The sequence below is a fragment of the Ralstonia flatus genome (assembly GCF_958439105.1).
Lineage (GTDB): Bacteria > Pseudomonadota > Gammaproteobacteria > Burkholderiales > Burkholderiaceae > Ralstonia > Ralstonia flatus.
In genome coordinates, this window is sequence record NZ_CAUDLI010000001.1 from 235,073 (window position 1) to 256,352 (window position 21,280).

The window sequence follows — 21,280 nt, forward strand, 5'->3', positions numbered from 1 at the left end:
TCGATCCGCATGCCTATGCGCCCCTATGCATCGAGATGGCAGCGCGAGAGGAAGCGCTGCAGCGCTTCGCCCGGATGCTCGCCAGTCACGTGCAAGGTCTGCACGCTGATGCGCCCGCCCTCGAAATCGACGCCGAACTGCGCGCGCAGGCTGTCTTCAATGCGCACCAGATAAGCCGACACGGCACCCGCGCCCGACAGCGGCATCAGCGTGATGATGGCGCGGCGGCTCTTGCCGTTGGCCTGCCACACCACATCCAGCGCGCGGCGGCTGCGTACCACGCTCTCGAACAGCGCGTCGCTGGCTTCGTCCTTGTCAAAAATGAGCGCCACCACCGACGAGTCGATGCCGGTATCGCGATGCAGGCGTGCCAGCCGGCCCAGGTCGAGCGCGAACTCGTACGGCGCGTCGGGCACGAGATCCAGGATCTCGGAGCTGACGGTGAGGTGGCGCACGCCGTCGGCGTAGTAGCCGAGCAGCACCAGCAGGAACTGCAGGTTCTCGTACGACAGCGAGAGGAACGGCATCTGGTGCACGACGACCAGGCCGATCAGCTCGTCCGCACCCGACAGCACGGGCGCGCACGCCACGTAGCGCGAGCTGTCTTCCGGGTTGTTCACATTCCGCAGCTCGGGCGCCTGCGGGTGGCCGAGCGTGTGGGTGTCGATGCAATGGCGGATCAGCGGATCATCGGCCACGATGTCGAACGGCGTGCCGACGCGGGCCACCGGTTCGGTATCGATGCGGTTGCCCGTTACACGCACCATGGCCGCCACTTCCAGCTGGCAGGCCTGTGCCGTCCATTGCAGGAACGGCACGGCGCCGGGCAGTTGCGCCACGTCGGGCGCGTTGTCGCCCGTGCCGTGCTCGCGCGCGGCGAGCGCAATATTGCGCAGCTGCGTGAGCGTGTCGCGCAGCGTGGTCGGCTTGGCCAGCAGGTCGTTTTCCAGGCGCTCGTGCGACAGGCGCAGCAGGAAGTGGTTCTTGGTGAGCGCCGCCAGCCGGTCGTTCAGGTAGCCGTTGACGGTGCGGGCGCGCGACAGCCGTGCGCCCCAGATATCGCCGTACTGCCCGCCAATCAACACCAGCATCAGGCCGCCCAGGAAGTACATGCGCGGGAAACTGCCGGCGGCGGCCGTCTGTCCGTAGAACACGGCCCAGGCGCCCAGCACCACCAGCGCGGCCAGCGCGCCGAGCAGCGTGCCGTAGCGCAGCGCCAGGATGAGCGGCACCAGCCACAGCCACGGAAAACCGTAGCCGAGCAGCAGCGGGTTGTCGGGCACGAACAGCCACACAATGCCGATGGCCGCCACCACTGCGCCCAGCGTTTCGAGCACAGCGCTCGGGCTGGACACCGCCGGGGCAATCAGCCGCCCATACCAGGTCGACGCGCCAATGCCCTGCGCGTTGCGCCGACGCTCATTGCGCCCACCCTGGCCGCCCGCATCGGGGGCGACGCGGCCTGCCGAGGCCGAGGCCGAGGCCGAGGCCGATTGGGCGGAACCTGCAGACTCGGTCTTCATCAGCCCCGGCGCAGCGGCGAGAGCAGTTCGCGCAGCAGCTTCTGCGCCACTGCCGACACGGCATCGCGGCTCCAGCCGGTGCGGCTGCCGGCTGCGCTCCAGATCACGTTGCCGGTCTGCACGTCAATCACCTGCAGCGTGATGCCCACGGCGGGTTCGCCATCCACGCCAACCTTGTAGCGCCACTCGTCCACGGCGCCGGTCAGCGCGTAGCGGGCTTTCTCGCCGCGCGCCCAATCCAGCGCACGCGATACGGCCTCGCGCTCGGCGGGCTCGAACAGCGATTCGCTGTTCAGGTTGGCCGGGTACTGCTTGAGGTTGGAGAAGCCGCGCGCCTTCAGGATGCTGGCCGCGATCGTCTCGGCACGCAGGCCGGCCTGCGGCGTTTCGGTGTAGTTGACGATGGGCAGCACGACCCAGGCGTCGGACGCGCTGGTTGCCGGCGCACGCGCGCTGTCGACCACCGCGCAGGCGGACAACGCCAGCGCTGCACCAACGCCTGCTGCCAGCGCAAGCCAGCGCCGGCGGCCGGCTTTCATCGTGTTGATCAAGGGTGTCATCGCGTTCTCCCTGGAGTCTTCCGTTGTGTGCTTCATGTCGTTTCTTCCCCGTTGTCTTGTTCTGGCTTGCCGTTAGTAGAGCCACCGGTAGCGCAGGCCGATTTCGGTCAGCGGCGAGGTCCCCGCCCGCGTAATCGACTGGTGTTCGATGTAGAGCGCCAGATGGTCGTTGCCGAACACGCTGCCTGCCATACCGAGCTGGGCCTGCACCCCCCACCCTTCGCGGTTGTCGTGCAGCATGCCTGCGTCCATGAACGGGCGCCAGGCGCGCGTGTAGCGGTCCAGATAATCCGTGCCGAAGCCAAACAGCATGCCGAACTGGTTGAACGAGCGCGGCATGATCTGGGCAACGTCCGGTGCAGTGCCGGAAGGAAGCAGGCGGGCCATCAACGGGCTGACCGTGCCCGACGCGTTGTAGCGGGCGACGGTACCGACGACGCGGATCGTGTAGTCCGGATACTCCACCCGGAAGCGGTGGCCGATTTCCCCATCGAACACCATGCCGCTGCCGAGGAACGAGCGGTCCTGCCCATAGAAGCGATCGCCTTCCACGCGAGCACGTACGTATTGGTTCTGTGTCAGGCGCCAGTTGTTGCCGATCGAGAAGAGATCCTTCACACCGCCCACACGCAACTGCGGCGTTTCATTGGCCGGCTGGTTGCGCCCGATCGACAGCTCGGTGCCCATCGGCCCGACCTGTCCAAGCAGGCCATCCAGTCGGAACGCGTAGAGCGAGGCCAGCCCCTGACGCCAACCCACCGTGCCCTTCCACTGCGTGTTCTGCGTCTGGTACTGCGAAATCCAATCCACCTGACGATCCTGCGCGGGCACACCGGTCAACTGCGTATCGTCGGTCGAGCGCTGGTTACGCTGCGTGGCGCGCACCAGCATGCTGTAGTGATCGGTCAGGCGGATGCCGGCTGCAGCGCTGCTCTCGAAGAACGTGAGCGGCGCCTGCTTGAACCATGTCTCGCGCGGCTCGAGCGCCTGTGCGTTGGTGAGCAGCGTTTCTTGCACGCGCTCGTGCAACTGCGCGTCATCGGGGGCCGAGGTCAACCCTTCGAACGACAGGCGCTGCGCTTCGCCGAGCCGGTCAGTCATCACGTTCGCATCGATGCGGTTGTAGAGCGGGATGCGGTCGGGCGTGTCGTCCAGCAGGCGGTTGAGCGTTTGCAGATCCCGCTCGGCCAGGGCGATGGAGATGTCGGCATAGGCGGGGCGGGTCATGCGACGCGTGTATTGCTGCAGCAGCCACGCGCGTGCCAGGTCGTTGGCCTCCTGCGACAGCGCCCAGCCCAGCGCGGCTTCCTTTGCCACGGCGGACACCAGCTGATCGCTCACGCGTGCCGGCTTGCGTTTGTCGATCGCGGGCGCTGGCGGCTCCGGCGGCAAGGTGTCGATATCGCCCAGCTCGGATTGATCCATCGCCGAGCGACCGCCTTCGCGCGCCTGCTTCGTCGCGCGGCGGTCATCGCGCAGCAACTCGATCAGCAGACGCTGTGACAGGTCGCCTGAGCCGAATGTCTGTGCCAGCGAGACGCGCCGGGCACGCAGTTCAGTACGCGCATCTTCTTCGAGGGGCGCAGCATCGCTATCTCCCACCGTGACGCGCGTGCCTACGCGGCGGCCTGCACGCGGCTTCGCCTTGCCACGGTCGGCGCCGTCTTCGGCGCGCCACAGCAGCCACCACGCCTCGCGGCGCAGCGCCCAGGCAGCGTCCGCCTGGCCGGCCATTTCGCGTGCATCGGCGTAGGCCAGCAACCAGAGCGGATCGGTCTGCATCGACTTGCCCTGCCGCCCCAGGAAGCGCAGGGCGAGGTTGGCGTCAAACAACTGCAGGCCGGCGGCAGCGTAGGCGCCCCAGTAGGCGGAATCGTTTTCGGCCTCGCTGCGCCAAAGCGCCAAGGCACGCTTGAGTTCGGCGTTCTGACCGGAATCCAGCAGCCCCCACAGGAAGGCGGCCTTCACGTCGCTGCCCGCATCCGGCAGCGAGACAGCGCGCCGCAGATCACGCATGGCGGCATCCCACTGGCCGCTCTGGCGGAAATACTCGGCGCGGGCGCCCAGCACGCCGGCGGATTGCTCGGCCGCCTCGCGCTGTTCTGGCGTGAGCGAGGCCAGCAGTCCGTCGATGCGGCGGAAGGCGCGTGCCCGGGTGTAGTAGTAGATGGCCTGCTGCAGGTGGACCATCGTGCCGTCTTTGCGGAAAGCCAGTTCGGCCAGACGCCCCGCGTCGATCGGGCTGGCGTCGTAGAAGTCGATCATCGTTGTCAGATCGTCCGGCTCGGCCCGCCCGCCGATCAGCAACTGCCGATACGCCTCGCGTGACAGATCATCGCGCTGGTTCAGGCGCGCAAGCTGGGCGAACGTGCGCCAATAGAGGTCGTCGGTGGGCGACGCCACCTTGCTGGCGGCCTCCATGGCAGAGAGCGCCTGCGTGAACTGCCCCCGCACATAGAGGATGTTCGCCAGCTTGAGCGCGTACTGGGCGTTGGGGCCGAACTCCTTCTGCAGACGCACGTAGGTGTCGTAAGCCTGATCGTCTTTGCCGGCGCGTTCGGCCAGATTCGCATAGCGCTCGAGCACGACTTGCCGGTACGGCCCGCGCGCGATGCCGTTCAGATACGCCAGCCCTTCCACGGGTTCGCCCAGGCGCTCGTACGCCGCAATGACTTGGTCGAGCAGTTTGATGTCGCCCGGATTCCGGCTTGCCTGATAGCGCAGGGCGGCAAGGTAGGCGTGATCTTCGTTGAGCGCGGGTGCCAGGCGGAGCACGTGGTGCCAGGCGGCATCATCGCCGGTGGATTGCGCGTAGGCCAGCCAATAGTTCAGGGCCGCCATCGGCTGGCGATTCCACTCGGCCACCTGTGCCGCGCGTTCGGTCCAGAGTTTCAGGTCGGGCCGTTGGCGCACGGCGGCCTCGGCCACACGCATGGCGTCGTTCAGATTGCCGCTGCCCATGAAGACCTGGAATGCAAGGTCGTAGTCTTCGGCATTGAACGGGGCGATCCCTCGTGCGATGGCCTGCGCCCGGGGCGGTGGGGACGATGTTGCATCGTTCGCCGAGCTTGCCCCGTCCGCCACGGGGCGAATGCGGGCAGCGTGGCGCTGGCGACGCGCCAGACCTTCGGGGCCGTCCAGGAACATCAGATCGGCAGGCGCCGGCAGCGGCTCGGGGCGACCGGCGAATGCCCAGTCATGGCGCCCCACCCCGGCCGCCAGGGCAATGCCTTCCTCCGCCTGATGCCGCGACAGCCGCAGCAAGCGGCGCGCATATTGGTCTGCCAGATCGGGGCGGTTGGACGCCATCGCCAGGCGCGTGAGAAAGCGCAGCGTTTCAGTGTCGTCGATGAGCGGGCCGACCCGGCGCTGCGCTTCGGCCATCGCCTCGTCGAGCAGATTGCCTGCCTGGAGTGCCTTCAACCCCGCCATGAAGTAATGGCGCTGTTCGTCAAGCGACTTGGCGGTAACCTGCGCGGCAAAGTTCGCCGCTGCGGCAGCCCGGTATTCGCCCACGCCCAGCGCAATCTCGGCAGTGCGCGCCTGCCATTGCGCGGCGCGCGCCACGTCCTGTTTGGCCAAGCGTTGATAGAACTGCATGGCAATCGCGCCCTGATCAAGGCCGCGCGACTTCGCCGCGAGAATCTCCAGTTCAGCCGCAGTCCATCGGTAGCCAAGAGCCTGGTTGAGCAACCCGCGCAGATCCACCAGCATGGCGGCGCGCTGGGGATCGTTCGGTTGCAGGGCGTAGGCCCGTTGCTCGCGGATGGCGATCTCGAGCAGCAACGCTTCACGGTCGAGCGACTTGTCGTGCAGCGCGCGCATGCGAGCAACCATCGATTCAGCTTCGGCGAGCCGCCCCGTGCGCACGTACTGGGCAGCCAGCACGCTCAAGAACTCGCCGTCGTTCGGGCGCACGCGCAGCCACGCTTCGAGGTAGGCGACCGACAGCGCGTCGACCTTGCCGCCCTCCAGCAGGCGAGCCTCCAGGCGTTCGCGCGGAAACATCAGGGCGAGCGCGAGCCCGATCAGCGCACCGAGGGTGCCGATCAGCCAGGCTGGCAGCAGCCTTTCACGCGGTGTCAGGTCAGCAGACCACATCGATACGTTGGTAAGTCACGGTTTGCGCAGCAGCTCCCGACAGATCGACGCGCACAGTGTTGTCTTGGGCACGGGCGGTGCGCGCCGGGTTGCCATTGACCTTCACCCGGCAAGCGCCTGCGTTGGCCAGACGGACAAACGGCTTGTAATAGCCGCCCGCCTCGAAACTCAACTCATTTCCGTTTCGTACGAAATTGCGCACGAATGCCGCAGCCTCGGCAATGTACGCGGGCTTGGCCGATTCTGCCTCGGGTGCAAGCGTAAAGCGTGCGGCACCGTCATCCAGATGGATATAGATGCCACCGGCTGCGGCGTCATAGCCGACCACCCCGACAGCATCCGCCAGCCGCGGCGTACCGCGGGCCATCCAGCGCAGTTCGCGCAAATCGCCATCGCCGCGCACGACCCAGGTGTTCGAATCTCCGACTTCGCGGGCAATGGCCATGTTGCGGAAGTCCAGCACCTTGACCACATACTCGGTCGAATAGATGGGAAAGACAGGCTGCGACAACGCGTAGTCGTACACCTTTTTCAAGGCCTTGAGCGACGCAAGCTTGGTGCCCGAATACATGTGGTAGTAGATGTTGATCGGCTTGAAACGATAAGGCGTGTCGGTCAGCTGCAGCGTTTCGATCAGGCGATCGAAACCGTAGAACGGCCCGGTCCAATCGTTGGTATAGACGTTTTCGTTCTGGTTGGGCGCAAACACCTGGTAAGCCCCCGGCCCCTTGTCGATGCCCAGCGGCGCAATCTCGGTCCACGACGGCGAACTGCGCGTGATGGTGGTGTCGCCGCCGTTCAGGTTGAGAACGCCTGCGTCCCACGTCATGCGTACGGCAAGCTCGGGAGGCTGGCAGTCGCCCGACCACTGCAGAATCTTCACGCGCTTGCCGGGCGGCGCCAGACGTTCGTTGATGTAGTTGATCGAGCCCGATATCTCGCGGTCGAGGCTGAACTTGTAGCCCGGAATGGAGAGCGCGAAGGCGGTGTCGCCGCCCCCCTTGTCGGCACCCGGGCCTTCCTTGGCACGATCACTGGCCGCGCCCGGCACCGTGCGGCTCCAATCGAAGGGGTGCGAATAGGTATGCGTGCCCAGTTCGACGTACGGCAGCGCGAACATTTTGCGCGCGATGGCCTCCAGCCGCGGTGTCAGCTTCGGGTAAAGGCCGCTTGCGCCCACCTCGCCTTCGATGACCGACAGCGTTGTCGGGATGCGGTACTTCTCCCACACGTCCTGCAGCAACACCTCGCCGGAATATTCCGGGCCGGGAAACTCGGCGCGCGAGGCGAAGCCATCGCCGTCCACGTGCACGAGCATGAGCCTGCGGCCGTTTTCCGACGTCACGTCGGGAATCGGCATGTCGGGCAGCGCAAGCGCCCGACGCAGAAACTCGATCGGCTGGACGACCCAGCGCGCCTGCTCCACGGTGTCCATCGAGAACACCGCATACGGGTTCAGCACATAGCCGCCCCACTCCGTAATGGCAGCCGCATCAAACTCAAAATTTCCGGACTTCAGCCGCAGCAGCGATTGGCCATTCGCCTTGACCTGGATCGGCTGGGCTTCACGGCGCTCGGGCCGCGGCGCCATCTCGAAGCCCATGATCTTGTCTTGTGACACCACGGACAGCGGCCCCGTGGCGCGGCCCCGCACCAGTTGGAGCTGGAGCATGTCGGCCATGCTGCCGTCTACCGGCAGACCGAACTGGTTCAGGAAGGCGATATGCACGCCGTCATGAATACGTTGTCGCACCCACGACGATAGCGCGGCAACCTGCTTGATCGGACTGGTGTTCACCCACACCACGACGCCGGCATAGCGGTCGGGCGGCACCGAGGACGGCAGCGGCTTGTTGATGTCGGCGTACTCGACGTCGTAACCCAGAAAGTTGAGCGGCGTGGCAACAAAGCGCACGCCTTCGCTGGTATCGATCGTGGTGCGCGGATCGCGGTCTTGCAAGATCAGGACTTTGCGCGGCAACACCTCGATGCGGCCCACCCCAATGGTCGACAAGTCCGGATCGGTGACGTACGGCACCACGCCCTGTGCCTTGATGCGCTTGGCCGTTTCGCGCGCGCACTCACGGTCGGAAGGCGGGCAGTAATCGATCGCGATGACAGGAAGGTGGTACTCGTCGCGAATCGTGCGTACATGGCCCATCAGCCATTCGCGGTCCGCGTCATTCACCTGCTTGTATTGCTTGCTGCCCTGATCCCAGCCGCGGTACAGCGATTCAAACGCCACCGCATACGCCTGGTCGTGCACCTGCGGCAGGATTTCAAAGCCGCGGTTAAAGATCAGCCTGGCTTCCGGATAGCGCGCCTTGATTGCACGGATCACGCGCACCATGCCGGCCTCCTGGGCCGCACGCGCCGCGTCGTCCTTCGCCACCAGCTGATAGGAGTCGAGCGTATCGAGGAAGAAGCCGCGATAGCCGCGGTCCCATAGCGGCTTGATGACGTGGTCGACATAGAACGCCGGCCACTCCGGTTGGGCCTGATCGACCACGCGCGACGCCCACGCCGCGTTGCGCCCCAGGAGCCAGCTCTTGGGCAGATCCTTGTACCAGCTACGCTGCGGCGTGACTTCGCCCACGCTCACGTAGGCATACCACTGCGTCTTGGGCGTCTTGAACTGCGATGGATCGAACCCGTGGTCAGGTTCCACCACGACCGCATCGAAAGCACGCAATTGCGCCACAGGCGGTTTGTCGCCGTAGTACCACGCGATGTTGGGCGCGTTGACTGGAATGGAAGCGGTTACCCCTGACGCACCGGTCGCGGTGGTGGCAGGCGCTTGTTGAGCAAGCGTCACACAAGGCATCGACACAGCGGCTGCGACCAAAAGTCCAGCCAACCGCACGATCGTCCCTGCCGTATTCCCCCGTTTCCCCCCGGTGCGCCGCTGTAAACGGCTGAGAACCCACATGAACTGACACTCCGCTAAGCAACTATGTGCATCAATTAGGCCGATCTGCGCCGGCACTGAAGTTCGGCGCTGCCTGAACGCCGTCCGTAACTGCTGTTGTTTTTTTCCGGCCACCGCCCGCAAACGCAGGCCCCGCAAGGCTTACCGAAAAAATTGTGTCTGAAGGTGAAGTATCCCCCAAGCCATGGGTACGCAGCAAACCACATTTTGGATGCCCAACCCCCTACGGTGGACATAGGTAATTGTTTGCGGTAGGGGCCCAAAGTGCCGGTTTGACAAAGGGATCGGCGCTGCACCATGATCAGCCGAAGCCACATTTCAGGCGGCCGCGCGGCGCATTGACGCACACCCTCGTCTTCCGCAGCGCAACAGCGACGGCCGCAATCGACACCATGTCAGCCCTCCTCCTTGCCCTGCTGGTCCTGATCAGCGCCTTTTTTTCCGCTTCCGAAATCGCCCTGACGGCCTCGCGCCGCACGCGTCTGCAAACCCTGGCCGACGACGGCGACACCCGCGCCCTGCGCGTGCTGCAGCTCAAGGACATGCCGGGCAACTTCTTTACGGTGGTGCAGATCGGGGTGAATGCGGTGGCCATCCTGGCCGGTGTCATCGGCGACAGCCAGATTTCGGTGCCGCTGGCCGCGGTGCTGAGCGACTGGCTGCCGGCTGCCCGCGCCGAACGGATCGGCAGCATCGCCGGCTTCATCATCGTGACGGCGCTGTTCATCCTCTTTGCCGACCTGCTGCCCAAGCGCCTGGCCGTCCTCTACCCCGAGCGCTGCGCCATGTCGATCATCGGGCCGATGCAGTCGTGCCTGCGCGTGTTGCGGCCGGTGGCGTGGCTGTTCAACGGGGCGGCTGACATGTTCCTCAAGCTGTTTGGCGTGCCGACGCACCGCGTCGAGCAGATCACCACCGAAGACATCGCCGCCATGGTGGGCGCGGGTGCCGAGGCCGGCGTGCTGCGCAAGCACGAGCTGGCCGTGATCGAGAACGTGTTCGAGCTGGAATCGCGCACCATCACTTCGGTCATGACCGTGCGCGACGAGGTGATCTACTTCACGGTGGACGAGCCGCTCGAGTCAATCAAGATGAAGATCATTGCACAGCCGCACGCCGAATACCTCGTCTGCCGCGAAGACATCGACTCGGTGCTCGGCTTTATCGCCTCCAAGGACATCCTGCAGCAGATCCTGTCGGAGGAGTCCTCCGCCGTGATCCGCAACATCAGCAAGCACTACGACAAGAACCTGCTGGTGCTGCCTGACACGCTGAACCTGTCACAGGCGCTCACGCGCTTTCGCGAGATGCACGAGCGCTTTGGCGCGGTGGTCAACGAATACGGGCTGGTGGTGGGTGTGGTGACGCTCGACGACATTGTCGGCGCGGTGATGGGCGACATCCTGTACCTGGGCGAAGACGAGCAGATCGTGCGCCGCGATGACGGCTCGTGCCTGGTCGACGGCGTCACGCCGCTGGGCGACGTCAAGCGCGCCTTCGACCTCGACGACCTACCCGGCGAACACCACGTCGAAACGCTTGCCGGGCTGGTCATCTACGCGCTCAAGCGCATTCCCAAGAAGAGCGAAAGCGTCGATATCGGGCCGCTGCATATTGAAGTGCTCGACATCGACAACCACCGCATCGATCAGTTGCTGGTGTCGCGGCGCATCGACCCGCCGGCAGCGACCGTGCCCTCGGCGTCGTGAGCGGCAAACACCTCCTTGGCGGCAAACATGCCGTTGAGCGCCGCCGGGAAGCCCGCGTATAGCGCCATCTGCAGGATCGTCTCGGTGATCTCCTTGCGGGTGAGCCCCACGTTGAGCCCCGCCGCAATGTGCACCTTCAGCTGCGGGGCCGCGTTGCCCAGCGCCGTGAGCGCGGCAATGGTGGCGATTTCGCGCTCGCGCAGCGTCAGGCCCGGGCGGCAGTAGACATCCCCAAATCCGAATTCGACGATGTAGCGGCCGAGGTCGGGCGCGATGTCGGCCATGGCCTCGACCACGCGCTCGCCGGCCACATCATCGACTTCCTTGAGCTTTTGCCAGCCCCGCGCGTAGCGGTCGTCCTGCAGGTTGGCGTGGTTTGCGGCTTGTGCGGCGTGGGCGGTCGGGGTCATGTGCGTCCTCGTTCGGTTGGCGTTTTGGCGTGTGCTTCGATTTGGGAGATGAGGAAGCCGAGCCCTTGGCGCGTTCCGCGCCTTCTGCGCCTCCCGTGCCTTCCGCGGCTTCAATCCGTGCCCGGATGCCGTCGTAGACAACGAGTTTGACGCGCAGCACGGCCAGCGTTTCGGCCCGCGCGCGCAGCTCCGCTTCCAGCGCCGCCGCATGCAACTCCAGCAGGCGTTGGCGCGCCGACACACTCTCCAGACTGTCGCCCTGCCGCCTCAGCGCGGCGTACGCCTGCATCTGCGCGATCGGCATGCCGGTATCGCGCAGGCGCAGCAGGAACTCGAGCCACGTCATGTCTTCGGCACGGAAGACACGATGGCCGTTATCGCGCCGCTGCACGCTGTCGAGCAGGCCGATGCGCTCGTAATAGCGCAACGTATGCGTCGACAGGCCGGTGGCTTCTGCAACTTGGGCGATGGTCAGGAATGTGGTCATGAACGGAGCTTAGAAGTTAGAGCGCACTCTAAGTCAAGCGACTTTACGCGAATTCTTCCGGACCGCCCAAAACAAAGCGCCGGCCCCTTTTCGGAGGCCGGCGCCTGGGTGTGCAGAAAAAACGGCAGGCTGCCGCTGATCAGCCGCCCACGCCGTATGCGCTCTTGTCCTGCAGCTTCGGACGGTGGTCGCGTTTCTTTTTCTTCTTGTGATGCTGTGCCTTCTTCTCGCCTGCGGCCGGTGCCGATGCCGCAGGTGCCGGCGCGGCGGCGGCGGGCGCAGCGGGGGCCGGTGCGGCCGGGGCGGATGCCTGCGCGAATGCGCCGGCGCTGAAGACTGCAGCCACAAGGGCAGCCAGGAGCTTGTTCATCGTGTTGTCCTTATAGAAGAGACGGGTTCGTGGCGCGTTCCGGTATCGGATGGAGCGTGACCCAATGCGCTCTCGCGCCTGCTGTGCAATGCGCGGCCCGATATCGGAATGACCCCGATCGGAATGACCCCGGAATGATCCGCGCATCACCACGCAGTGTGGTGTAGGCGCCAGCGGTTGTCCACCCGAAGCCTGACGGTACGCCCACGCGCGGGGCAGCGCCTTGATGTGTCTCAACCCATCGCAACGAACATCGGAGCCGGTGAAACGTGCTTTGTTACGCGCGCTTACACCGTGGGCGGAACGCTTACAAACGGCGGTCAGCGCGTGCGCAATGTCAGGCGTTTTTGGAGGCATGGATCGCAAATGGGACGAGATCCATGTATCTGGAGTCCCAACATCCCGCTTGTACCTGATTAAGGAGTCTCACATGAAAGTCGCTCAATCCCTGGCCGCTCTGATCGTTGCTGGTGCCTTCGCAGCCCCCGTGTTCGCAGCTGGCACCGCCTCCGCACCGGCCGCCGCACCTGCACCGGCAGCGACCGCTGCAGCGACGACCACCGATGCCGCTTCGGCACCGAAGGCTGAAGCCAAGCACGAGAAGAAGCACGCTCACAAGAAGGCCCACAAGGCTGCAGCGAAGTCGGAAGCCAAGTCGGAAGCCAAGACCGACGCCGCTTCGGCACCGAAGGCTGCCGCGCCCGCCAAGCAATAAGGCAGTCGCGCAATGAAAAACGCCGGGACATTCCCGGCGTTTTTTTTCTGGCTGGAACCGAATCAGTGCAGATGCGGCAGACGCTTCGTACCTTCGATCTGCACGGCTTGCAGTTCGTGCGGCTTGAGGCCCAGTTCGCTCAGGATCGTCGGTGCAATCTGGTTGGTGTCGACGCGCTCGTCCACGATGCCGGCGTTGACGCCTGCACCCCACACCACAATCGGCACGTGGCGATTTTCGGGACGGAAGCCGCCATGCTCGGCGATCTTCGATAGCTTGCTGCCGGCCCAAACGGTGCCCTGCTGCGCGATACCGACAACATCTGGAACGCGATCATCGCTGGGCTTCGTGCCAAAGAAGTCAGCGACTTCCTCTCCCACCACAAAGCGGCTGGCGCCGGCTTGTGTAAAGGGCTTGGCGATGGCATTGCCCGCCGCATCCGAACCCACCCCGGTACCCGAGTAGCCCAGCAGGAACTGCTTCGCAAAGTGGAGCGCGGCCGGTGAGCGGTCGTTCAGCCACAGCAGGATGCCATCGTCGTCCATCGCGTGCGCCACGAGATGCGGCTTGGTCGCATCCTTGCACGTTGCGGCGTACTTTTCCCATGCGCAGTTGAGCGCGTCGATCATGTCGCCGTCGTTGATGATGGTGAGGTCTGCGCGGCTGTCAGGTGACTGGCCGTGCTTGGCCGACACGATCACCACCGTGTCGGACGGGTCGACCGCCTTGACCATTTCGCCGAGTTTGTTGTCGACGAAAGTCAGCGCGCTTTGCAGGACCACGCCCGACACCGTGCCGTTGTTGGTGTAGCCGCCCAGGCCGCCCGACACCTTGTTGGCAGTGTTCGCGGGGTCCGGGTAATACGCCGACTTGTTCAGCTTCTGCGCAGTCGACACGGCCTGGAAGTTCATGCCTAGGATGGCGGGGACCCCGGGCGTGCCGTTGCCGGCGTGGTCGTGACCCTTGAGCCAGTTCAACACGGCCTGCACCTTGAAGCTGTCGTAACGCTGCGTGTTCGTATTGTCTTTGGTCCAATCGGCGCCGGGGCCGGCCGGCAGCGACGGGTCGGTCACAGAGCTGTTGATCTCGGGCGCGAACAGATCATCGATACCCGTGCCGCTCGGTCCGTTGAGGATTTCGTACGCGGCATGCTTGTCCGACCATGCCGTGTGCAGGCCATGCTTGCGCGCCACTTCAAACACCGTGTTGACCTTCAGATACTGGTGCGGATACACCGGCGCGCACGTGATGGGCGATACCGGCAGAAAGCTCGGATCGATCAGGTCCTGCGCGCGGCCCGTCAGCTGCGAGATCTTCGAGAGATCGGCATACAGGCCCGGGATGCCCTGCCCGCTGTCGAGGCGGTTCAGGTCTTTCGCGATGACTTCGGCATAGAAAACTTCCGCACCGGGCTTGGTGGTGTGGCAGTTGGCGGCGGTCGTGCCGGCCGGAAGCAGGCTGCGGCTGTACGCGTCGTCGTAGTAGATGCCGGTGGTCTTGGGGTTGCCGCCGGTCACCTGGCCGACCATGCCCGGAAACGAGTCAGACGGAAACGGCGTGCGGGCATTGCGGTAGCTCACGCCCTGGCGAACAAGGCGCGCCAGTGTGGAGCCTGGATGATTGCCGACGTACCAGTCGAGGTCGGACTGGTGCAAGCCATCGACCGAGATCAGCAGGACATGCTTCGCGTGCATATGGCGGGCATCATCGTCATCGGCGTACGCGTGTGCAGACAGAGCACAGGCCAGCGTGGAAAGCACGGCAACAGCAAGAGTTTTCTGGGGGGACACGGGTTTCTCCTCTGGATTACCGCCATCAGGCGGCCCGGTCACGCTAGCCTCGCTTTATGTCCGCGCGGCGACCTGTCTATGTCGCGCGCGTGACAAATGTAACGCTCGCCCCCCTGCCCGGATGAGCCAACGTTTGCACCGTCATCATCCGTTCGGGCGGTTCCACTAGAATGGCGTGCCCGCCGTTCCATCCGATCGCTTTTCTCTCGATTTCCGTTCGCTCATGCCGCTGCCTTCGCGTGCCTCGCTCCGCCTTCTGGTCCGTCTTTCCCTGGTCTTGGTCAGCGCGTTGTCAATCAGCATTGCCGAGGCACAAACCGCACCCGCCGCCAACGCGGAAAACACCGCCGACGCCAGCGACTGGAGCATCGCTGTCGGCCCGGCGATTTACACGTCGCCAAAGTATCCGGGCGCGAAATCGAGCTTCGTGTTTCCGTGGATCGATCAGGAAATCGAATACAAGCACCGGTTCTTTTCGAAAGGGATGGACTTTGCGGGCGTGTACCTCGCCAACAACGACACGTGGCAGGTGGGCGGCAACTTCCAGTTCGACCCGACGTGGCGCCATGCGCATGACGACGCGCGCCTGAATGGCCTCGGCAATGTCAACGCCACGGTGCGCGCGAAGGCGTTCGCGCAGTACACGGTGTCGTTCCTCACGCTGTCCACCGATGCGGAGCAGGACATTCTTGGCAATCGCCAGGGGTTGATCGCCAATGCCGATGTCTACGCGAGTGCGCCGGTGGGCCGCTGGCTGTTCAGCCTCGGGACCGGCGTGTCGTGGACGAACGGCCAGTACATGCGCACGTTCTTCGGCGTGGACGATGGGCAGAGCGCTCGCTCGGGCTTGCCGGTATTTGCCACGCATGCGGGGCTGCGCGACATCCACTTCAACGCCATCGTCACGTGCAAGCTCGATGACCGGTGGACGGCCAATGGCTCGCTCACGGTCGCACGACTGCGTGGCGATGCGGCAGACAGCCCCATCACGCAGCGCCGCCAGCAGACCACGGCCATGGCATCGCTCACGTACCGGTTCCGTTGACATTCCCGCCAACATCGGGCGCCGCGATGTGCGCAATCGCTTGCGCCGGCTCGAGATTCTTGGCCAGGCACCCGCGCGGACGAGGCAATCCGATCATCAAACCAGAACTTGCCCCGCGCGCCTCTCACCCAAACGGACCATGCTTCCTTTTCACAACAGGCATGCACGCGGATTAGTCCAATCGCCCTGCTTTTTTTGCTAGTCTGTTTCGCAAGCGGCGATCACTTCCGATCAATGCGCGGGCAGTGAACGGTGTCTTCCCACCGGCGGCGGACACCGCAAGACAGGAGGGCTTGACCATGTTGCGGTGGATTGCAAACTGGGCCTTGAGCCACGCACCCTCTCCCGAGAAGCAGGCCGAACGCGCGCTAAGCGAATTGCGCATGGAGCTGTACCAGGCAGAGCAGCGCGTGATGGACGCACAAATGCACGCGGACTATTACCGCGCCCGTATCACGTTCCTGGAAGACGTCGTCAAGAAGGGCATCGAGCGCGTCTCCGACCAGCGCAAGGGCAAGCAGGAAAGCGCCCACGCATTGCGCGCCGGGCTCAAGTTCACTGCTGAGCTGTGGCGCGAATCGCAATCGCGCGATTCACACATGCTCCGGCGCCGCACGGCGATGTCGTTCATCGAGCCGCACGACGCGCAGGGCGACGACTCGCATGGGCCGAAGATCCACCACTTCTCGAAGATCCCCGTGGATTCGGCGTTCGACGACAACGTGAGTGCGCTGCCCTCCAAGCACGCCGCGGCGGAAAAGGCGTAGCGCGTGCGCTGGCCGGTGCGGCCAGCCCGCAGTGAGCGCCCTTCTGTTGCGTCGACACGTTCGGCTCCGTGCGCAAGCGGTGGCGCCTACGGGGCCACCATCGACACGCCGTACTGGGCAAAAATCCGCTGCAGTTCGCCGCTCGCAAGCAATGCGTTGAGCGCGCTCTCGAGCGCCTGCGCCAGTTCGCGCTGGTCCGCCTTGACTGCCATGCCGATCGCCCAGCCACGTGGCGGCAACAGCGGCGACTGGAGTTCGGTTGCCACAAAGCGCGTGGCAGGTTGGTTCTGCGTTTTCAGTGCGTTTTCATACTGCGCGCGCGTCACCATTGCCGCGGCAATCTGCCCCGAAAACAGCGCACGCAGGGCCTCGTTGGCCTCAGGATAGATCTTCACCTTGTCGCGCAAGCCGCCGTTGGCGCCTGCAAGCAGTGCGCTCGCACCGCCCGATCCCTGCTCGGCGCCGGTCGCCTGGCCGGCAAGGTCTTCGAAACTGCTGACCTTGCCGATGCGGTCGCTGTCGTACACCAGCACGTAGGCTTCGCGCAGGTACGGCGCAAAAATCAGCACCTGGCCATTCTGGCGAATGAAGTTCGGATCGACCGGCACATGCAGCATCACGTCGGCCGGGCCATACCCAAGGTAATGCCCCTTCCAGACCATGTTGCGCAGGTCGCCCGACATGCCGTCGTCATCGGCATCAAACGGCAGCAACGACGCCGACAGCCCCATCTGCTTGCCGAGTGCGTTGGCAAGCGCCACGTCGATGCCGCTGAACTGCCCTCCGACGTTATCGGAGAACGGCGGCAGACCCTTGTACAGCGCGACCTTCAGCGCGCCACTCTGGCGGATCTTCGCCATGTCGGCGTGGGCCGGCGCGGCACTACTCACCATGGCTGCCGCAGCCAACAGCAGGCTGGCAAGGCGACGTAAGACGCGGGCCGCAGCCCACCGAAAACGGGGGTTCATGAGACCTCTCCTGGCGGAAAAAAAATGCGCGAGCCGACGCACACGAAGGCAGGGACAGCATCGGCTCGCAAAGCTGCCATAGCGGCAGGCCGACCTACTACTCCTGTACGCGGCGCGATTCCAGATACGTCTTGATCGACCAGACCGCTTCCTGGCTGAGCACGCCGTCAAAGGGCGGCATGTAGACGCGGCCGTCGCGGGTGCGCCCGTGGCGGACCGTGGCGGTGAAGTACTGCGAGACCTCGCCGTAGCAGGCTTCCTTCTTCTTGGCGTCGGCCAGCGACATGCAGTCGGTGTCGAGCTTGCGCAGGTCGGGGGCGATGCCGCCGGAGATGGCCTCCAGCCCATGGCAGCGTGCGCAGTTCTGGTTGAACGCAGAGGAACCGATCCGCAGTGCTTCGTCGTGTGCGGGGCCCGTCCGGTATGGATTGTCCTGACGCCAATCGGCGCCGAGTTGCGGTAAGGTGTGCGTGTCTACGGCCTGCGGTGTGACATCGCCGTGAGCGGATACGGCTGCGGGCAATCCCCCGGCCAGAAGTGCGCAGGCAGAGAGCAGCGCGAGCAAGTTGCGAGGCGTTTTCAAGAGTGTCTCCTTGTTGTCGTTGAAGCGATCTTTTGGAGGCATTTCTGCAAGAGCCATACCAAGGCGCAAACCTGCCGGCAATCCCGGGCAACGTCCCTTAGGCGCTCCAGAGACCGGAAGCCGGGGTTGGCACAGGTGCTCAGGAATGCAACACCCTGGCAAGGGTCTTGCTTCATGGCGCAACACTTCCGGTTCCTAACTTGACGAAGTCAGGCGATCCGGGCGACCCGCACACAGATTGCGGGCGAGGTTTAAGGAGACACACCATGACCCCTCACGCGGCGCCTGGCCCGCGCGCTTCCGACAACGCTCCGGCCACGCTCGGTGACGCACCGCACGATCAGCCCGAACTGATCGCGCAATCCCATGAACGATCCAAGTCCTACGGCCTGCGGCCCTACGAGTCGCCCGACTTCTGCCCGGTGTTGCACAGCGAGCTGAAGACCGAGATCGAGCGCAGCCAGTCGCTGTTCACGCACGCGCTGCCCGTGATGGAGACGCTCTACAGCCAGATCGTCAACACGCAGAGCATGGTGATCCTGACCGACACCTCGGGCCTGATCCTGCATTCGATGGGGGACGACGATTTCCTCGCCCAGGCAAGCAAGGTGGCCCTGCAGCCGGGCGCGCTGTGGTCGGAAGCCAGCCGCGGCACGAACGCCATCGGCACGGCGCTGGCCGACGGCAAACCCACGCTGGTCCATGGCTCCGAGCATTACCTCCAGGCCAACCAGTTCCTCACCTGCTCATGTGCGCCGATCTTCGATCCGTACGGCGCCACCGTCGGTGCGCTGGATGTGACGGGCGATCATCGTGGCTTCCACAAGCACACCATGGCGCTGGTGCGCATGTCGGCGCAGATGATCGAGAACCAGTTGTTTGCCAACACGTTCCAGGACGTGGTCTGCATCCACTTTCACTCGCGCCCGGAATTCATCGGCACGCTGGTCGAAGGCATTGCGGCCTTCACGCCGGCGGGGCGCTTCCTGTCGGCCAACCGCAGCGGCGAATTCCAGCTCGGCCTGTCGATCCGCGCGCTGCATGCCCATACGTTTTCGTCGCTGTTTGGGCTGTCGATGTCGCAGCTGATCGACCGCGAACGCACCGCCGCAGCAGGCATCGTGCAGCTGCAGCTGCCCAGCGGTGTGAAGGTGTTTGCGCGCGTGGAATGGAAGCAGCTGGCCAACCGCATGGTGGGCGGCGCGATGGGCGCCGATCTCTCCGCCGACCGCGACAGCACCCCGCGCCGGGCCTACATCGAGCCGCCCCGGCAGCCAGCCAGCCTCGAAGCGCTGGACACCGGCGACGCGCAGATCCAGACCGTGATCGGCAAGCTGCGCAAGGTCATCGGCAAGGACATCCCGGTCATGGTCCTCGGCGAAACCGGCACCGGCAAGGAACTGCTTGCGCGCGCCATCCACGCCGACAGCCCGCGCCACGCCGGCCCCTTCATCGCCGTGAATTGCGCGTCGATTCCGGAAGCGCTGATTGAATCCGAACTGTTCGGCTACGAAGAAGGCGCCTTTACCGGCGCGCGCAAGAAGGGCGGCATCGGCAAGATGGTGCTGGCCAATGGCGGCACGCTGTTCCTCGACGAGATCGGCGACATGCCGCTGCACCTGCAGGCCCGCCTGCTGCGGGCGCTGCAAGAGCGCGCGGTGTCGCCGCTGGGCAGCAACAAGCTGATCCAGGTGGATGTAACGGTCGTATGCGCGACCCACCGCAACATGCGCGAGATGGTGGCCAGCGGGCAGTTCCGCGAAGACCTGTACTACCGCCTGAACGGGCTGGTCGTGCGGCTGCCCGCATTGCGCGAGCGCACCGACCTCGACGTGGTGGCCGACAAGCTGCTGAAACTCGAACAGGCCGACGCGCCGCCCATCAGCGAAGCCGTCATGCAGATGTTCCGCAGCTATCACTGGCCCGGCAACATCCGCCAGCTCGGCAATCTGCTGCGCACCGCCCGGCTGATGGCGGAAGGCGCGCCGGAGATCACCGAAGACCATCTGCCTGACGATTTTCTTGAAGACTGGCAGGCGCGGCATGGCGACCAGCCGGCTGCGAACGTGGCAGGGGCAGGCGCGGTGGCAGCGGCTGCGCCGCCTGTCGCTGAAACCGTTGGCGGCACGCAGCCCAAGCGGCTGGCCGACGTGGAGAGCATGGCCATCATGGCGGCCGTGAAGGCGCACAACGGCAACATCTCCGCCGCGGCGAAGGCGCTCGGCATTTCGCGCAACACGATCTACCGCAGGATCGACGAAGCCGGCGGCTTGCCCTCAGACACCGACTGACCACGCCGACGCACGGATGGCAGCGGCCAGCGCCTTCGCCATCTCCCCCACTGCGAGGTGCCCGCCGGGCACCCACACCAGCCGCGCATGCGGATTCGCTGCAGACAACCGCAGCGCATTGCCGGGTCGGCAAACGTTGTCTTTGCGCCCATGCAGCAGCGTGACGGGCAATCCCCTCGCACCGATGCGCGCAGCCGCCAGCAGCAACGCAGATTTCCCGAGCCCCGCCCGCCGATACAGGTAATGCGCCTGCAGCTGGTACTTGCGCACCAACCCCAGCTGCTCGGGCCGCGTCTGGCGACGTGCCTGCGGACGCAATCCCAACAGCCGCTGTTCCGCGCGCTGCCACGCCCGGGCGATGTTCAATTTCTGAACAGTTGTCCCAAGCTGCAACATGTCTGTTGCAACGAGAAGGCGACCGCGGGCCGCGGGAAAACCCTCGCGTCGCGCACCGACGTGTCGCAAGAGATCACGACCTGCACCGCGCGCGTTGAACAGCGCCTGCACATCGTCGAAACCGGTGAGGAAAGCGCCGCGCAGCACCAGCGCCGATACGGCATCGGGAAAACGATCGGCATAGGCCAATGCCAGCGCTGCGCCCCATGACCCGCCGACCACGCCCCAGCGCGCAATGCCGAGCGCAATGCGCAGTTGCTCGAGATCCGCCAGCAGCGCCGTCACCGTGTTGCGCCGTAGCGAGCCGGCCGGTCGCGAGCGTCCGGCACCGCGCTGGTCCGGGAGCACCGCGCGATGCCGCAGCGGATCGAACCAGGCCGCCATCGACGGCACGCAGCCGCTGCCCGGGCCGCCATGCAGCACCAGCCACGGTTCACCGCTGTCGGGCCCGCATTGGCGCACATGCAGGCAGTGGCCGTCCGGCGTGCGGAGGTTGAAGCCGACGGAGGTGGCCGGCCAGTCGGAAGTGGGCATGGATGTTGCCTTGATGACGATGCGGCAGCGCCGGGCAAACGCCTGCGCAACCGCTGAACACCGCAGTGCACTCACTAACTATGCCAACCCTCAAGGAGGAGA

16 protein-coding genes are annotated in these 21,280 nt (G+C 65.1%); 5 read left to right on the forward strand and 11 right to left on the reverse strand.

Annotated features, from left to right (window positions below):
* Window positions 1-23: 23 nt before the first annotated feature.
* The 4 genes from R2676_RS01105 to R2676_RS01120 all read right to left on the reverse strand — a co-directional run bounded on the left by R2676_RS01105 (window position 24) and on the right by R2676_RS01120 (window position 9,008).
* Complete coding sequence (locus R2676_RS01105; protein WP_206275061.1) at window positions 24-1,523, reverse strand: PelD GGDEF domain-containing protein; 1,500 nt, start codon at window positions 1,521-1,523, stop codon at window positions 24-26.
* Window positions 1,523-2,083: a penicillin-binding protein activator LpoB gene (locus R2676_RS01110; RefSeq protein ID WP_206275060.1), complete on the reverse strand. Its 561-nt coding sequence runs from the start codon at window positions 2,081-2,083 to the stop codon at window positions 1,523-1,525. Before R2676_RS01110 ends, R2676_RS01105 begins: the two co-directional genes overlap by 1 nt.
* Before the next feature lie 72 nt (window positions 2,084-2,155).
* Complete coding sequence (locus R2676_RS01115; protein ID WP_206275059.1) at window positions 2,156-6,184, reverse strand: tetratricopeptide repeat protein; 4,029 nt, start codon at window positions 6,182-6,184, stop codon at window positions 2,156-2,158.
* Window positions 6,171-9,008: a bifunctional glycoside hydrolase 114/ polysaccharide deacetylase family protein gene (locus R2676_RS01120; protein WP_316856737.1), complete on the reverse strand. Its 2,838-nt coding sequence runs from the start codon at window positions 9,006-9,008 to the stop codon at window positions 6,171-6,173. Before R2676_RS01120 ends, R2676_RS01115 begins: the two co-directional genes overlap by 14 nt.
* Before the next feature lie 497 nt (window positions 9,009-9,505).
* On the opposite strand from R2676_RS01120, the gene paeA reads away from it, so the two are divergent.
* A complete protein-coding gene (paeA, locus tag R2676_RS01125) occupies window positions 9,506-10,822 on the forward strand; it encodes a polyamine export protein PaeA (RefSeq protein WP_206275057.1) in 1,317 nt (438 codons plus the stop codon).
* Here paeA and R2676_RS01130 read toward each other — a convergent pair.
* From R2676_RS01130 to R2676_RS01140, 3 genes are all read right to left on the reverse strand, one after another.
* Window positions 10,762-11,232, reverse strand: coding sequence for a carboxymuconolactone decarboxylase family protein (locus R2676_RS01130; protein WP_206275056.1), 471 nt, complete (start codon window positions 11,230-11,232; stop codon window positions 10,762-10,764). The genes paeA and R2676_RS01130 overlap by 61 nt on opposite strands.
* Window positions 11,135-11,719 (reverse strand): MerR family transcriptional regulator, encoded by a 585-nt coding sequence (locus tag R2676_RS01135; protein WP_316856693.1) that lies wholly within the window; start codon window positions 11,717-11,719, stop codon window positions 11,135-11,137. Before R2676_RS01135 ends, R2676_RS01130 begins: the two co-directional genes overlap by 98 nt.
* Window positions 11,720-11,858: 139 nt before the next feature.
* On the reverse strand, window positions 11,859-12,089 hold the full coding sequence (locus R2676_RS01140; RefSeq protein ID WP_206275054.1) for a signal peptidase: 231 nt from the start codon (window positions 12,087-12,089) through the stop codon (window positions 11,859-11,861).
* Between the two features lie 430 nt (window positions 12,090-12,519).
* On the opposite strand from R2676_RS01140, the gene R2676_RS01145 reads away from it, so the two are divergent.
* Complete coding sequence (locus tag R2676_RS01145) at window positions 12,520-12,804, forward strand: hypothetical protein (RefSeq protein WP_206275053.1); 285 nt, start codon at window positions 12,520-12,522, stop codon at window positions 12,802-12,804.
* Window positions 12,805-12,866: 62 nt separating this feature from the next.
* Here the strand turns inward: R2676_RS01145 and R2676_RS01150 are convergent, their stop codons facing one another.
* Window positions 12,867-14,594, reverse strand: a complete 1,728-nt coding sequence (locus tag R2676_RS01150; protein ID WP_206275052.1) for an alkaline phosphatase family protein — start codon at window positions 14,592-14,594, stop codon at window positions 12,867-12,869.
* A gap of 223 nt (window positions 14,595-14,817) precedes the next feature.
* Between R2676_RS01150 and R2676_RS01155 the strand changes: the two genes are divergently transcribed.
* Both R2676_RS01155 and R2676_RS01160 read left to right on the forward strand, forming a co-directional pair.
* On the forward strand, window positions 14,818-15,639 hold the full coding sequence (locus R2676_RS01155; protein ID WP_206275276.1) for a MipA/OmpV family protein: 822 nt from the start codon (window positions 14,818-14,820) through the stop codon (window positions 15,637-15,639).
* Window positions 15,640-15,965: 326 nt separating this feature from the next.
* Window positions 15,966-16,406, forward strand: coding sequence for a hypothetical protein (locus tag R2676_RS01160; protein WP_316856692.1), 441 nt, complete (start codon window positions 15,966-15,968; stop codon window positions 16,404-16,406).
* Between the two features lie 86 nt (window positions 16,407-16,492).
* On the opposite strand, the gene R2676_RS01165 is transcribed toward R2676_RS01160, so the two are convergent.
* Entirely contained in the window at window positions 16,493-17,374 is an 882-nt protein-coding gene (locus R2676_RS01165) for a substrate-binding periplasmic protein (protein ID WP_206275050.1), read from the reverse strand.
* A gap of 97 nt (window positions 17,375-17,471) precedes the next feature.
* The gene (pedF, locus tag R2676_RS01170; protein WP_041668233.1) at window positions 17,472-17,957 is read right to left on the reverse strand and encodes a cytochrome c-550 PedF; all 486 of its coding nucleotides are present in this window, start codon (window positions 17,955-17,957) and stop codon (window positions 17,472-17,474) included.
* A 266-nt stretch (window positions 17,958-18,223) separates the two neighbouring features.
* On the opposite strand from pedF, the gene R2676_RS01175 reads away from it, so the two are divergent.
* A complete protein-coding gene (locus R2676_RS01175; RefSeq protein ID WP_206275049.1) occupies window positions 18,224-20,248 on the forward strand; it encodes a sigma-54-dependent Fis family transcriptional regulator in 2,025 nt (674 codons plus the stop codon).
* Here R2676_RS01175 and R2676_RS01180 read toward each other — a convergent pair.
* Window positions 20,234-21,178 (reverse strand): alpha/beta fold hydrolase, encoded by a 945-nt coding sequence (locus R2676_RS01180; RefSeq protein ID WP_206275048.1) that lies wholly within the window; start codon window positions 21,176-21,178, stop codon window positions 20,234-20,236. The two genes, R2676_RS01175 and R2676_RS01180, sit on opposite strands and share 15 nt — an antisense overlap.
* Between the last annotated feature and the right edge of the window lie 102 nt (window positions 21,179-21,280).